18 protein-coding genes and 1 tRNA gene are annotated in these 14,061 nt (G+C 42.2%); 9 read left to right on the top strand and 10 right to left on the bottom strand.

All coding sequences use genetic code 11. The features are described 5' to 3' along the window. Together AS141_RS10585 and AS141_RS10580 are read left to right on the top strand one after the other, a co-directional pair. A partial coding sequence (locus AS141_RS10585) for a TonB-dependent receptor (protein WP_232424868.1) occupies positions 1–2,108 on the top strand: 2,108 nt, incomplete at its 5' end. A gap of 26 nt (positions 2,109–2,134) precedes the next feature. Beyond that, positions 2,135–3,496: a RagB/SusD family nutrient uptake outer membrane protein gene (locus AS141_RS10580; protein ID WP_198293524.1), complete on the top strand. Its 1,362-nt coding sequence runs from the start codon at positions 2,135–2,137 to the stop codon at positions 3,494–3,496. A gap of 52 nt (positions 3,497–3,548) precedes the next feature. Here AS141_RS10580 and AS141_RS10575 read toward each other — a convergent pair whose 3' ends face one another. From AS141_RS10575 to AS141_RS10560, 3 genes are all read right to left on the bottom strand, one after another. Continuing rightward, positions 3,549–3,803 (bottom strand): DUF6520 family protein, encoded by a 255-nt coding sequence (locus AS141_RS10575; RefSeq protein ID WP_157243432.1) that lies wholly within the window; start codon positions 3,801–3,803, stop codon positions 3,549–3,551. Positions 3,804–4,247: 444 nt separating this feature from the next. Further along, positions 4,248–4,544 carry a MauE/DoxX family redox-associated membrane protein gene (locus AS141_RS27395; protein ID WP_394331076.1) on the bottom strand — a complete coding sequence of 99 codons (297 nt, stop codon included), beginning with the start codon at positions 4,542–4,544 and terminating at the stop codon, positions 4,248–4,250. An 803-nt stretch (positions 4,545–5,347) separates the two neighbouring features. Then, positions 5,348–5,563, bottom strand: a complete 216-nt coding sequence (locus AS141_RS10560) for a hypothetical protein (RefSeq protein WP_157243431.1) — start codon at positions 5,561–5,563, stop codon at positions 5,348–5,350. A gap of 292 nt (positions 5,564–5,855) precedes the next feature. On the opposite strand from AS141_RS10560, the gene AS141_RS10555 reads away from it, so the two are divergent. From AS141_RS10555 to AS141_RS25990, 4 genes are all read left to right on the top strand, one after another. Next, positions 5,856–6,206 (top strand): hypothetical protein, encoded by a 351-nt coding sequence (locus AS141_RS10555; protein ID WP_057937602.1) that lies wholly within the window; start codon positions 5,856–5,858, stop codon positions 6,204–6,206. A gap of 440 nt (positions 6,207–6,646) precedes the next feature. Next, positions 6,647–6,928, top strand: coding sequence for a hypothetical protein (locus AS141_RS10550; protein WP_057937601.1), 282 nt, complete (start codon positions 6,647–6,649; stop codon positions 6,926–6,928). Next, a complete protein-coding gene (locus AS141_RS26830) occupies positions 6,915–7,274 on the top strand; it encodes a recombinase family protein (RefSeq protein ID WP_057937600.1) in 360 nt (119 codons plus the stop codon). The genes AS141_RS10550 and AS141_RS26830 overlap by 14 nt, the downstream gene beginning before the upstream one ends. Continuing rightward, complete coding sequence (locus AS141_RS25990; protein ID WP_198293523.1) at positions 7,271–8,464, top strand: recombinase family protein; 1,194 nt, start codon at positions 7,271–7,273, stop codon at positions 8,462–8,464. Before AS141_RS26830 ends, AS141_RS25990 begins: the two co-directional genes overlap by 4 nt. On the opposite strand, the gene AS141_RS10540 is transcribed toward AS141_RS25990, so the two are convergent. Continuing rightward, a tRNA-Gln gene (locus tag AS141_RS10540) sits at positions 8,430–8,502 on the bottom strand. The two genes, AS141_RS25990 and AS141_RS10540, sit on opposite strands and share 35 nt — an antisense overlap. A gap of 295 nt (positions 8,503–8,797) precedes the next feature. Between AS141_RS10540 and AS141_RS10535 the strand changes: the two genes are divergently transcribed. Further along, positions 8,798–9,043 (top strand): hypothetical protein, encoded by a 246-nt coding sequence (locus AS141_RS10535; RefSeq protein ID WP_057937599.1) that lies wholly within the window; start codon positions 8,798–8,800, stop codon positions 9,041–9,043. 56 nt (positions 9,044–9,099) lie between these two features. Here the strand turns inward: AS141_RS10535 and rplI are convergent, their stop codons facing one another. The 4 genes from rplI to AS141_RS10515 form a co-directional block, all read right to left on the bottom strand. Further along, positions 9,100–9,543 carry a 50S ribosomal protein L9 gene (gene rplI / locus AS141_RS10530; RefSeq protein ID WP_057937598.1) on the bottom strand — a complete coding sequence of 148 codons (444 nt, stop codon included), beginning with the start codon at positions 9,541–9,543 and terminating at the stop codon, positions 9,100–9,102. 27 nt (positions 9,544–9,570) lie between these two features. Further along, on the bottom strand, positions 9,571–9,822 hold the full coding sequence (rpsR, locus tag AS141_RS10525; RefSeq protein WP_057937597.1) for a 30S ribosomal protein S18: 252 nt from the start codon (positions 9,820–9,822) through the stop codon (positions 9,571–9,573). After that, positions 9,819–10,190, bottom strand: coding sequence for a 30S ribosomal protein S6 (gene rpsF, locus AS141_RS10520; RefSeq protein ID WP_057937596.1), 372 nt, complete (start codon positions 10,188–10,190; stop codon positions 9,819–9,821). The genes rpsR and rpsF overlap by 4 nt, the downstream gene beginning before the upstream one ends. A 448-nt stretch (positions 10,191–10,638) precedes the next feature. After that, positions 10,639–11,568 (bottom strand): coiled-coil domain-containing protein, encoded by a 930-nt coding sequence (locus tag AS141_RS10515; RefSeq protein ID WP_057937595.1) that lies wholly within the window; start codon positions 11,566–11,568, stop codon positions 10,639–10,641. 17 nt (positions 11,569–11,585) lie between these two features. Here AS141_RS10515 and AS141_RS10510 point away from each other — a divergent pair, with 17 nt between their 5' ends. Continuing rightward, complete coding sequence (locus AS141_RS10510; protein ID WP_057937594.1) at positions 11,586–12,176, top strand: methyltransferase domain-containing protein; 591 nt, start codon at positions 11,586–11,588, stop codon at positions 12,174–12,176. Here the strand turns inward: AS141_RS10510 and AS141_RS10505 are convergent. Beyond that, positions 12,165–12,944 (bottom strand): O-methyltransferase, encoded by a 780-nt coding sequence (locus tag AS141_RS10505; RefSeq protein ID WP_057937640.1) that lies wholly within the window; start codon positions 12,942–12,944, stop codon positions 12,165–12,167. The genes AS141_RS10510 and AS141_RS10505 overlap by 12 nt on opposite strands. Position 12,945: 1 nt before the next feature. Continuing rightward, positions 12,946–13,332 carry a Co2+/Mg2+ efflux protein ApaG gene (gene apaG, locus AS141_RS10500; protein WP_057937593.1) on the bottom strand — a complete coding sequence of 129 codons (387 nt, stop codon included), beginning with the start codon at positions 13,330–13,332 and terminating at the stop codon, positions 12,946–12,948. A gap of 63 nt (positions 13,333–13,395) precedes the next feature. On the opposite strand from apaG, the gene ung reads away from it, so the two are divergent. Continuing rightward, positions 13,396–14,058 (top strand): uracil-DNA glycosylase, encoded by a 663-nt coding sequence (gene ung, locus AS141_RS10495; protein WP_057937592.1) that lies wholly within the window; start codon positions 13,396–13,398, stop codon positions 14,056–14,058. The last annotated feature ends 3 nt before the right edge of the window (positions 14,059–14,061 follow it).

The raw sequence follows: 14,061 nt of genomic DNA, 5'->3' as shown, positions 1-14,061 counted from the left end.
GCAGGGAGAGAACTACCCTGATGAGCAACCAGAACCTATCCATGCTGGATGGAAAACTTCAGCTGGGAATGGGCCTGAATTTTATCCTGAACCGTTCTGAAGGCTCCAACCAGGGACCATCCAGCCTTCGCTTCAATGGGGCAAACCCCTTGTATAACTATGGGCAGTTGGTAGATGATGCAGGCAATGCTACAGGATACTACCCGGGCATCCGGGAAAGCTTTGCCCAAGGGGCAGAGCAGGCAGGGCTGCTCTCCTGGGAGCTCAATCCTTTGGAGGAGTTGGAATTGGTCCAACGCAATACCAGGGAAGAAGATGTCAGGCTCAACCTGTCGGCTACCTATCAGTTGATCAGCGGGCTTACAGCAGAGGTATATTACCAGTTTTGGAAAGGCAGCAGTGAAGATGAAAATCTGGCACTTCCGGGAAGTTATGCAGCAAGGGACCTGATCAACCGATATACCCAGCGTGATTCCACAGGTAGATTGACCTATGCTGTTCCAAGAGGCGCGATTCTGGATCTGAGTTCCGGACAGAGCAGAAGCAACAATTTCAGGGGGATACTGCGCCTGGACAGAGAGGTAGGGAAAAAGGGGCAAATCAATGGGTTGGCTGGATATGAGGTGAAGACCCTCCGGGGAAATGGAAGCACCAACCGTTATTACGGCTACAATCCGGAAACAGGGATTTCAATTCCTGTAGATTACGAAGGTTTACACGCACTGTATATTAATCCGTCCCGAAGTGCCAGGATTCCCTATTCCGATGGGGTCAGCGGAATGGCAGACAATTTTCTTTCCTCCTTCATCAATGGATCTTACAGCTATGATGGTCGCTACACGGTAAGCTTCAGTGGGAGAAGGGACGCATCCAATCTATTTGGTGTCAAAACCAACCAAAAGACGGTGCCCCTATGGTCCACAGGGCTGGCATGGAACCTGACGGGGGAATCCTGGGAATTGCCAAAATGGGTGGATTATCTGCGCATCAGAACCACCTATGGTGTCAATGGGAATGTAAATAAAAATGTGGCGGCCATGACCACTTCCCGGATGATAGGCACCAGTAATTATACCTCCCTTCCGGTAGGAAATCTGATCAGCCCTCCCAATCCCAAACTTAGATGGGAGAAGATCAGGATTTTAAACCTGGGGACAGATTTTGATCTGGTTGGCAACAGGCTCTCGGGAACATTTGAATTCTATCGCAAACAGGGGGAGGATTTGATCGGGGACCTTCCATTTGCCCCAAACACCGGAGTGGAAAGATTTCGGGGAAACTTTGCTAATACACTGACCAAAGGATTTGACCTGCAGTTGACAGGGGTTGTAATTGACAGGAAATTCCGTTGGCAGATAGATTATTTCCATTCCCATGTGAGGGAAAAGGTGGAGCAGTATGAATTGGAATCTACCGTCCAGGATTACCTGGGGCAGGCTGCCGGGGCAGACCCTTCTTCCCCGATATTTCCTTTGGAAGGCCGTCCTGTGTACGCTGTTTACAGTTTACCGTTTGTAGGTCTTGATCCAAATACAGGCGATCCCCAGGGATATCTGGATGGAGAGGTCTCTACAGATTATGCAACGATCATCAACACGGCCAGTACGCAGGATATGACCTACCATGGGGCTGCACGTCCTACCCACTTTGGTTCCTTTAGGAATACCTTCAGTTGGGGAAATTGGAGCCTGTCCGCAAATGTAGTGTACAGGCTGGGCTATTATTATAGGCGAAAATCCGTCCGTTATGCCACTGTCCTTACCGGAGTGCAAGGGCACGGGGATTTTTCGCAGAGGTGGCAACAGCCCGGGGATGAGGTTTTTACGCAGGTCCCGTCCCTGCCCGGTTCCAGAAATACCTTTCGCGACAGTTTCTATTCCTATTCCTCGGTGCTGGTTGAAAAAGGGGACCATGTCCGGTTACAGGATGTGCGTTTGAGTTACAGGTTTCAGGAACTGGGAAGATCAGGCCTGGGATCCCTGGAACTCTTTTCTTATGCCAATAATCTGGGAATTATTTGGAAATCCTCCGATGATCCATTGGATCCTGATTTTAGGACCATGAAACCCCTCCGTTCCCTTACGCTGGGCCTGCGTCTGTCCTATTAACCCTTAACCAAAAAACAATGAATGTGATGAATAGATATATTTTAAGGTCGCTGATGGTGGCACTTGTGTGGTTCAGCGCTAATTCCTGCTCCGGTTTATTGGAAGAAAAGCCAGACCTGTCGCTGGTCAGGCCAACTACTCTGGACGAGTTGTGGGCGTTGTTGGATAACAATCTGCAGGTGATGAATGGGGAACCCTGTACGGTAGACATCGTCTCAGATGATGTTTACCTGCTGGAAACGTTGCTCCCCTCTTTGAGTGAGGACAAATACCGGATTTATACCTGGTCCAAAGAACCTGTTGAAGGAGGTCTGGATTTGGATTGGTCCAGGCCATACCAGCAGATTCTCTTTACCAATATAGTATTGGCCGAATTGGAGAATTTCAGTGAAGAGGAAAAACAGGCTACAGATTGGAAGGAGCTAAAGGGGGCGGCATTGTTTTACCGTGCATATGCCTATTTTGGATTGGCCAGGGCTTTTTGTCTGCCTTACGACAGGGCTACCGCGGAAGGGGAACTTGGACTGGTACTACGAACAAGTCCCGATATCGATAGCCCGTTGCCACGGGCTAACCTGGAGGAAACTTTTGATAGGATACTGAATGACTTAACTGTAAGCAGGGAACTCCTGGCTGATTTACCGGCTGTAAACACCCGTCCCTCAAAAGCGGCCGCTTATGCCATGCTGTCCAGAGTCTATTTATATCAGGGCAACTTTGAAGGAAGCCTTGAAAATGCAGAATTGGCTTTGGGGATTTTTTCCACCCTGATAGATTACAATTCGGTTGATCCTTCACCCTCCAGACCATTTGTAGGCAATTTTGGAGAGGTGATTTATTACAGTGAAGTGTTTTCGCAGTTATTTTACTTTTACTTTTCCGGATCAGCAATCTCCCCGGACCTAATTGATCAATATGGGGATGGGGACCTAAGGAAGGAGCTGTATTATTATCCCCGTGATGGTTTTATGGCCTACCGTGGCCAGTATTCCTATCTGGTGAATCCATTTGGGGGATTGGCAGTGGATGAGCTGCTATTGAACAAGGCAGAGGCAGAGGCGAGGCTGGGTGAGGAATCGGAGGCATTGAATAGCCTTAACCAATTACTTGAAAAGCGGTTTACCCCTGAAAGCTTCGAGCCGTTGAGCGGCCTCAATGGAGAAGAGCTGATAAATGCGATTCTAGTGGAAAGAAGAAAGGAGCTTGTGTTGAGGGGGATCCGTTGGGGGGATATAAAACGGTTGAATGTACTGGGTGCGGATATTACCCTGAAAAGAACTATCAACGGTGAAGAAATCCTGTTGCCCGCAGGGGATCTCCGGTTTGCCTTACCCATTCCCCAGAAAGAAATAGGAAGAAGCGGTATACAGCAAAACAGGTATGAATAAGGAATCAGGCAGACTTTACTAAAGACTGCCTGATTTAAAGTAGGTGAAACTATTAATTAATTGGGACATACTTCCCTGTTTCCAGCGAACCATCCACCATATCCCCGTTTTCATCGAATCTGGCTACACACTGAGGATCTTCATCATCACAGTTATAAAGCTGTGTTTCCGGGATTTCAATCCATTCGTCGTCTACAAAGGCATGTAGGGTCCCGGTTTGTTCCGGTGTTGCGAAATTCATGGCCATGGCCAGTGTTGCCCCGAACACCAATCCTAGTGCTGGGAGCATTTTTGATAATGATTTCATAATTGTGTTAGTTGTGGGAGTTGCCTCCCGGTTAAACTTATTGGTATTCAGTTCCCCTGATGCGGAGTCCCTTCCGTGGACTTCATCCTTCATGAGGAGTCCGTCCAAGGACTCTACCTCAGAGGTTGAACCGCCCGGGTTGCCCCGGTTTGGGAGCCGGTTCGGATCCCTGCACCGCCCAGTGTAAGCTGGCCTTCCTACTGCCTGCCCTAGGAAGAGGCGGTGCGATTCTTATGTTTGATTTCCTGAGACTTTAGGTCTTTGGATTTGCTTTTTCTGCTATTTTTTGCAGCCCGTGCTTTAGAACCTTGGGCTGTGGGCGGCGGATCTACCTCCGTCGCCTTATATTGTTTTGATTTACTTTGGATTAGTAGTGAATTGATAGGATTATAGTTTACTTTTGAAATGAAGAAATGTAAGTTTCTACGTAGTACTGATTAAAGCTTAACACCCTGAAGAGCCTGAGGCATCCGCCTTGGGCTTTTTTATGGGGTGTGGGTAAAGGCCATAAATGCCCAGGGCTATGAACCACAGGTTCATTATAAAGTGCTCTTCCCATCCCAGACTGTTCAGGATTCCCGCACAGTTGCAGGGAACCCGCTGCACAAATCCTAATCCTATCCACCCTATGTAACCTGTAAATAGGATCAATGACATCACACTCAACAGTAACCCTGTCTTTCTCCATCTTTCCCTATTAGAAGTGAGGGGAAAAGTAAGTCGAAGAGACCCACCTCCAATGAACTGGAAAGGGCAGGAGCAAGGCGATAGTAACTTCAGCTATTTGCCAATATCCGCCCATATTATTTACAGGGTAAAACTTACTGCTTCATCCTCAATTGATTGCAGGTCATTTGGCACGAATTGAAGTTTTTTGGGGCAAATTCCACAATCCTATAAAATCAGGAAAAATCCTTCCCAGATCCCACCGTTAACCTTCACTTCATAACTTATAGACAGCGTGAGGCTACCGTATTTTTCACTCACCTGTATATCAATAAGTTATCAGTCTTAATTTTATGGAATTTCAGCTTTCCTCCAAATTTTCTGGATGGATGACCGATTTCTATGGACGAAGGAGGGATTTGGCTTGACGAAGGATTTTATGAATTGAATTTCAAGACGATTTCGGGTACCATCCTCTTGGCAAGTACGATTAGGAGAGTTCTGATCCAATCAGATAAAGGCTAGGCCAGTGCAGGGATTTTATTTTCAGGAAGTAGATTCGGGAATTGATTCTATAGCAAAAAATCAGCTTCAAGGCGCAATAAACCCCTATAAGCAGAACATTTTCTTGACTCGATCACGCAAAATCAGAGACCAAACCGCGCTAGTTTTCTTTGGAAATAGTTCCCAAATCGGCGGAAATGGAATCGTGAAACTTAAAGTAAAAACACAAATTCAAAAAAGGACGAATGGGGGATTTTTAAGGACGAATAGGAAGTTTTGCTTGACGAACAGGGGATCTGGCTTGACGAATGGTTTTGGATGCTGCCTTTCAAGACAAGAATAGGTAAATCCCTTTGCTTAGTCCTTTGCTCCAGCTAGAGAAAGTCTCCTGACCTGCCAGCAGATTTTAGAGGGTTGAGTTTGTTGAACAGGTTTACCGACACGTCCAAGGGGATCTGTGAACTGAGTACGACCAAGCAGTTGGAGGGATCCAGACCATTATAGAAGGAAATTTCAAATCCTGTGAACAACAGCTGGCTTTGACTGGTATATTCGCTGAGTGGTGCACGTCTTTTGGAAGTCTTTTGCATAGTTACTTGCACTTGGCCTCCCTTAATCTCTGAAATCATCCCCTTAATTGTATCAAATGACCACTTTTTTATTTTCTAAGCAGACCTTACTTATAAATATAGTAATGATAATAACGAGATTAGAATATCAGTACTTTACCGATATATAAAAGTCTTTGGCTATTTAATTTCCTCAGAATCTAATTGTATATTCGAGAAAACCTATGCAATGAACAAGTTGATGCCCAACCACGTACAAGGTAAATAACTCCAACTAAATTAGCTTTGATAGTTTCTAAATAATTGAATAAAGATGAAAAGACTTACAATTCTAATATTGATTGTGTTATCTGTTTCATGCGACAAGAATGAAGAAGAATTAGTTGTCAGCAATTTTGAGGTAACGACAGTTGGAAGTGGAATTGACTGTAATCTCATTCTGATTGACTTCAAAGCAAGTGATCAAGACCGAATTGAAAAAATCACAAATTCGAATAGCTTAAGATATCAAGCCTATAATTTGGACAAGAATAATTTCAGTAATGAGGGACTAACACTAAATGTTAGTGTGAGAAAGACATTTGATTCGGAATTATATGTATGTACAACATTAGGACCATCTCATCCTTGGGTGACAGTCTTAGAAGCTGAACTAATGGAATAGAAACTTCGACTTTTCATAAACTTTTGGTGTACTTGGACTGTGACGGGTCTGCATTGGTAATAAACTTAGATGATAGCTCCAAAAAGCGACCGCTTGTTGAGCCCCTTGATCAACTTAAAAGGAAGTATTATTTCTATCCCAAAATAGACAGGACTGGGACCAGGAAAAACAACATTTATAAGCTAGAAAATATGCTATTAATAGCATTTACATAGATCAATATATGCTTTATATAGCATGCTTTGATAATCAAGGAGACACACCGCCCTCAATTATTGAAACATTCCATAAATTGACTATAGGAGATAAAATATGTTTTTGATTTTACCACCGCCACAAGATCTTCTGGTATTGTTAAATAGCAGGAGGTAAAAAATTCTTTCGCTGATGAAAGGGAGCTTTAAGCTTCTTTTTTTATTCAAAAGTACTGGGTTTCCTGTATGGTGAAAAAGGAATTTGCTGAATTTGATCCTTTGTACATCCACCTTCTGATATCAGTGTGGGTATTTTTAATCGACGTTTTCCACCTTGGCTTTATGTTCGAACTGGAGAATTTCAACTACCTGAATTGTGGGGTTACACCTGAGTACGTTCAACAAGTTTTTGGAGAGATTGGAGAAGATATTTCCTTGGAAGATGCGAAGGTGATTCTGGATCAACTATGTTTTTTCACTAAATTGGTTGTAAATCAAATCATTGACAGGAATTATGAGGATTGCTGATTTATATGTGAGGGTAAGCACAGATGAGCAGGCTGACAGAGGTTTTTCCCAACGGAACCAAGAGGAAGTTTTGGTCAGGTATTGCAAGAACAATGGGATTGAGGTGAACAGGATTGTTTACGAGGACTTTTCTGCCAAAACTTTTTTCCGTCCGGAATGGTCAAAACTTCTTGGGCAGCTGGGAGAAAAAGGCAATAAGAGCAACCTAATTCTCTTTACTAAGTGGGACAGGTTTAGCCGGAATGCCGGTGATGCTTACATGATGATCAATACCCTCCGGAATTTGGGTGTTGAACCCCAGGCTATTGAGCAACCTCTTGATCTACCATTCCTGAAAACAAAATGATGCTGGCTTTTTATCTGGCGGCCCCTGAGGTTGAGAATGACAGAAGAGCTCTTAATGTATTCCATGGCATGAGAAGGGGGTTAAAGGAGGGAAGATGGCTTTGGGGAGCTCCCTACGGTTACCGAAATGGGAGAGATGGTTCTAACCGGCCTATCATTGAAGTTCATCAGGAGGAAGCCGAGCATGTCAAATGGATTTTTGAAAACCTGGCTGTTGCTGATTATTCTTCCGAACAGGTTTTATTGCATGCCAGAAAGAGAGGCTGCACATTAAAAAAGAATAGATTTTGGAGGATAGTAAGGAGCCCGTTCTATTGTGGAAGGTTGTACATCCCGGAATATAATGACGAAAAAGGATATTTTGTTAAAGCCCAGCATGAAGCGCTTATTTCAGAAGCCTTATTCTACCGTGTCCAAGATGCCCTGCAGATTAAGACTAGGGAGAGAAGAACCGAAATAGTAAGCCCGGCAGCGATTCCATTGAGAGGATTTTTAAAATGCCCTAAATGCACCAGGAATCTCACAGGAAGTGCATCAAAAGGTAGAAATCAATATTACTATTATTACCACTGTACTTCTAAATGTGGAATAAGATTTAGGGCCAAAGATGTAAATGAATCCTTTCAAAAATTCCTTTCTGGATTTACGCCTAAAAAAGGTATGCTTGAATTGTTTGAAAAGCTCTTTAATGAGGCGTTTTTAAAAGGTAATAACATTGATTTGAATGAGAAAAAGAAAGTCAAATCGGAGATAGAAAGATTAGAACAGAAAATCTCAAAATCGAGGGATTTGATGATTGATGAAAAATTGGATGTGGAGGATTATCGGATAGTGAAAAGGAATTGCGAACAGCAAATTGAACGTCTGGAAGCAAAAGGGACAAAAATCGAATCATTTCTGGCCCAAGATATTCCTGAGAAGGTCAAAAAGGCGCTTGAAATGGCTGAGAGGCTTGATTTGTTTTTTGAAAGTGCAAATCTGGAGATCAAAAGAAAGATGATTGGTTCGATCTTCCCCGAAAATATCGTGTTTGACGGGACCCAACATCGAACCGCTAGGGTAAATGAGTTTTGTAGTGCGATCTATCTGATTAATAGGATGATAGTCTTTAAAAAAATAGGTCCAAAATCGAATTTTTCGACTTTGGACCGTTTTGTTGGTCTACCAGGGCTCGAACCTGGACTCTTCTGAACCAAAATCAGACGTGTTGCCAGTTACACCATAGACCAGTTTTATAAGGAAATATAACTCCTCTCCCTTAAAGTGTCACAAAGGTAGAGTCTTGCTTCTTTTTTTCCAAACTACCCCTAAAACATTTTTGGATTTTTCAGCTAATCGCCTTTGAATCAGCTAAAAATAGTGATGTTTTAAATTGTATAGACACTTTTGGGCTTTAATTTAAAATGAAATTCTAGCAATGTGAAATTGTGATATTGTTAATAGTGAGTTAGTTATATTGATTCATCGGAAATGATTGTTCATTTTTGTTAAACTAATGAAAAAACTACTTAACCATTATTTACCATGAAAATTGAGAAATTAGAAAAACTGCTACCAGAAGTGGTAGAGAAGCTGTCAAAGTTGAAATCAGGAGAAGCACTTGCCTCAGAGCTTAGCTGGTGTATAGGCAGCTTTAAACACGATAACAATCCTGAGGGGTTGATTGAGAAAAGCCAGCAGGCCGTGGCACTATTCAAAGAAGCTAGAGAGAAGAACAGCAAAGCAGTTTCCAAGAAACTGGTGGAAAGTCTAGAAAAAGCATTGAGTTAGACACAAAAAAACCCCGATATTTTCGGGGTTTTTGATTTTATCAGCGTGGAGAAGAATTATTCTCCTGACACGTTGAATTTTACGTTGGTTTTCACTTCTCTATGAAGATCAACTTCAGCAGTAAATTCTCCAGCGCCATCTACAGGCGTATTGATAGAGATCTTCTTTCTGTCGATGTCGATACCTTGAGCTGCCAATGCGTCAGCAATCTGAAGAGTAGTTACTTTACCGAAGATTTTACCTGATTCACCGATTTTCGCCTTAATCTCTAATGTAAGAGCTTCAAGTTTATCTGCGATATTCTGAGCTTCAGTTTTAATCTTTTCTGCTTTGTGGGCAGCTTGCTTGATATTCTCAGCAAGAATTTTCTTGTTAGAACCAGTTGCCAAAACTGCAAATCCTGAAGGGATAAGGTAGTTTCTTCCATAACCAGGCTTTACATCTACCAAGTCATTCTTATAACCAAGACCTTTGATGTCTGTTTTTAGTATGATTTCCATTTGTAATGATCTTTTGTGATTGGACGATTATTTCAACCCATCGGTTACGAATGGCAACAACGCCAAATGCCTTGCTTTTTTGATAGCCTGAGCTACTTTTCTCTGAAATTTTGCAGAGTTACCGGTAAGTCTTCTAGGAAGGATTTTACCTTGCTCATTGACAAATTTCAACAAGAAATTAGGGTCCTTGTAGTCAATGTACTTGATGCCGTGCTTCTTGAATCGGCAATACTTTTTTCTGATTTCGCCTCTGTTGATTGGCTCGTTTACTAGTGTCATTTGGTGGCTTCCTCCTTAGCTTCAACTTTTTTGTTAAACTCTCCTTTTCTTCTTCTTTCGGCATAAACAATTGAATGCTTATCCAAAACAGTAGTCAAGAATCTCATCACTTTCTCATCTCTTCTAAATTCGATTTCGAATTTGCGGATAAGCGTAGGATCGGCCTTGAATTCAACCATAACGTAGAATCCTGTGGTCTTCTTCTCAATAGCATAAGCCATTTTCTTAAGACCCCAATTTTCCACATTAATAACGTCTGCCCCCAGTTCTTTTAACAAGTTCACAAACTTGTCGACAGTATCCTTCATCTGAACATCAGATAAAACGGGAGTTAAAATGAATACCGTCTCGTAATTTCTTTGGAACATTTTTTTAATGTGTTTAAGGAATTTAATAAACAGGATGCAAAAGTAGGAGAAATCCTGCTGTATTCCAAATGGATAGCTAAACCAAAAGTGAGGAAGCTGGAAAATATCCCTGCATGTGACTCCAAAATTGCCAATGAGAGCCTGTGTAAAAGATTTGAGAAGAAAAGTGTGTAGAAGTTAATGGAATGAACGCTTTTTTTACATGACACGTATGTTCTGTTCAACCAGCGAAAAAGGATATGACCCTCTGTACTTGCGGTGCAGGTTAGAACTGTGGTCTCTGTATTATATTCGGTGGTCTCTGTGGCAAAAAATGACGGACTGCCATGAAAAAGGCTGTCTCAAAATTTTAGGACAGCCTCTGATTTATACGGGTATGGGATAGGATTCAATCTTTGAATTTTCAATTCCCAGACCTCTCGTTTGGGTTTAAAGCCTGCCCTTCAACTTATTTTACAGTGAAAGTCTTTGAACCGACTTCGTAGTTGTCGACAAATATTTTGACTTGATGGGTGCCTGACACATAATCTGAGCCTTTTTCGTAGAAGAAGGTTAATTCTTGTTCTGTATTGTCAAAAATAACATCCTGCTTTACGGTGTAGAATTGCTCTGCTCCATCCATCATAAATGTGCCCGACCCTTTTGCCACATCAAAAATCGGTTGCTCATTTGGCGCTAATACCTGCACATAGATGTTTCTTGGTCCCTTTTCGGCTACTTTGTTATCGGCAAGATTAAAGCTCACTTTGATGCGTTCTATTTGACGGTTTTTAAAATCCTTGGTAGTTTCCACCCGTTCTTTTCCTCTGGAATTCACCGCCACTATTTCTATATTCTCAGCCTTCAGCATGGAGGCCACATTGACTTTAGCTTGCAGGTCTTCTTTTTGGATATTCAGCTGGGCCACTTCTTCCTCTATCTCTGCCTGTGTGGTTTTTAGATCTTGATTTTCCGTGAATAGTTGTTGGTTCATTGCCCGCAACTCCAGGATTTCCTGATCCTTCTCTACGATCATACTATTGTAGCCCTTGATTTTCTCGTTTAAAGCCACAATTTCTGAGGAACTTCTTTGCCTTGACGTATTTCGTTCAGAGATTAGCTGATCACGCACCTCTTCAAGAGCTTTCACGTCACCACCGAGCTTTTCGATTTCCTGAATCCTTAGATCAAGCTGGTATGTCACTGAATCCAGGCGCTTGTTCAGGTCATTGTTTTCAGTAGAAAGAAGGAGGATCTCCTCAGACTTTTTGGTGCGGTCTACATAATCTGTATAAAGTTTGATACCGCTTATGATCACGAGTAGTACCAAGACAATAATAATTATGTTTTTCCCATGGTCTTTCTTTTGTGGCGGGTTATTTTCAAATTCAGTATTCATTCGAATAAGGCGTTAAAATGGCTTTCTTAGATAATAATTATTGGACCGAAAGGTACTCTTCGGACAAAACTGGCTGGGATATTGGTTTTGTCTCCCCACCCCTTGAGCAATATTTAGACCAAATTGAAAACAGAGAGATTCAAATTCTGATTCCAGGTGCCGGTTCAGGATATGAAGCTGCGTATGCTTGGCAATCCGGCTTTTATAATCTACACATTTTGGATTTTTCCAAAGAACCTTTGGTGCGGTTTAAATCATTAAATCCAGGTTTTCCCTCTGGGCATATCCATCATCAGAATTTCTTTGAACACGCAGGCTCTTATGACTTGATTTTGGAGCAAACCTTCTTTTGTGCGCTTCATCCAAGCCTTAGGGAGGATTATGCGAAGAAAATGACCCGGTTATTAAAGCCGGGAGGGAAATTGGCAGGAGTTTGGTTTGACAGGGAATTTGACTTTGACGGACCTCCATTTGGAGGTAATGCAGATGAATACCTGTTGCTGTTTGAAAAGTATTTTGAAGTGAAGACTATAGCCCCCTGTTACAATTCTATTCCGGAGCGATCAGGGTCGGAATTATTTATGGTCCTTCAGAATTCAAAAATCTAGGATGTAATCAGCTTTATCCCCTGGGTAATCGAAGAACACTATTCCACATTCATAAAAATCTAAACTGAGTCTGATTTCAGGCATATTTTTAATTTCTTTCCACGCCCTTTCCATTTGCCGGGACCAATGGATATCGCCAATGGCAATGATTGATTTGGTGTTGGTTTTTGGCAGTATTTGCTTTAAATAGCTTAAGGTATTTTCGTAAGTATGGGTGGCATCAATCAAGGCAAAATCAACCGTGTCCAAAGTTGCAAGGGTTTTGGGTAAAGTCAGGTTAAGGTCACCTACTATTGCGTTGAGATTTTCGTAACCCCGAATTGGAAATGCAACTCTCGCTATTTCTTTGGAACCTTCGAACGTATAAAGCTGTCCCTTAGTGACCCTGGAAAGGTACCTACTGCTGATGCCTGTACAAGTTCCTAATTCGAGGACTGTCTCGGCTGGAGTAAGGGCGGCGAAATACTGGTAGAGTTGGGCGAACTTCCGATTGCTAGTGCTGTATTTTGTGATTTCAGCAACCCTTCTTTTAGGGGTATTGACATTTTTGGATCCCGCACCATAATCTTCTACTACAATAATTTCTTTTGATGATAGCAACTGGTTTCTAAAGTCTTCAATATCCAGATCTTCCCTTTTTCTGGCTTTGATAAAGCTGATTAGATTTTGATACGTGCTGAACAAAAAAGGCGACTGAAGTGAGTGCCTGTCCTCTTTCTTCAGCCAGTAAACGAGGTAGGATAGAAGAGGGTAAACTTTGTTGAGCAAATCAGTTGTAATAGTAATTGGCAATCATTTGAAACTCTGGGATTACCACTTCAAATTTATTTCCGTCGAACAATTTTTCCATGAAATACATCCCGGTCATTTTCCCCAAACCGGATTTCAGGTTGCAGCCGGAAACGTAGCTATGCGATTCTCCAGGCTCCAAAATCGGTTGCTGCCCGACGACCCCATCGCCCTCAACTATTTTTTTGACTTCTGCAGCATCAGAAATCTCCCATCTTCTGCGTAATAGCTGAACGGTTTGGTTGCTTTTGTTTTCAATGGTTACTTTGTATGTGAAAACAAAATGATGCTGATGGGGGCTGGAAAATTCTGCCTGATAAGTAACTTCAACACTTACCTGAATGCCTGATGTAATAGCAACTACCATAGTATTAAACAAAATAAAAGTCTTTAAATATACAATTCATAGGTTGAATATCAATAAATCCAGATGGAAGTTAAAATTGAGAAGAGCTGGAAACGCGGTTTAAATCGGGTCTTTGAACAGGAGTATTTTAAGAACCTAGTTACTTTTGTGAAAGACGAATATGCGACTACAAATGTTTACCCTCCGGGTAAAGAAATTTTTACTGCCTTCAACCACTGCTCTTTAGATGCTGTAAAAGTGGTTATTCTTGGGCAGGATCCTTACCACGGACCTGGTCAGGCTCATGGTTTATCGTTTTCGGTAAAACCCGGTGTTCCTTATCCACCAAGCCTGCAGAATATTTTTAAAGAGATAGAATCGGATTTAGGGAAACCTTTGCCTGCTACCGGAGACCTGACCCGCTGGGCAGACCAAGGTGTTTTTTTGTTGAATGCCACACTCACAGTCAGAGCGTATCAAGCTGGTTCACACCAGAAAAAGGGCTGGGAGGAATTTACTGATGAAGTGATACGAACGGTCAGCGATACCCGTGATCATGTGGTATTTCTGCTTTGGGGATCCTATGCCCAAAAGAAAACAGTTTTGATTGATGCTAAAAAACATTTGGTCTTAAAAGCCCCACACCCCAGTCCGCTGTCTTCTTACCGTGGTTTTTTTGGCTGTAGACACTTTTCAAAAGCGAATGAATACCTGGAAGCTAAAGGCCTAGAGCCAATCAATTGGTAAAAA

The organism is Algoriphagus resistens, assembly GCF_001442615.1.
GTDB lineage: Bacteria > Bacteroidota > Bacteroidia > Cytophagales > Cyclobacteriaceae > Algoriphagus > Algoriphagus resistens.
This window is presented reverse-complemented; position numbering and strand designations above follow the sequence as displayed.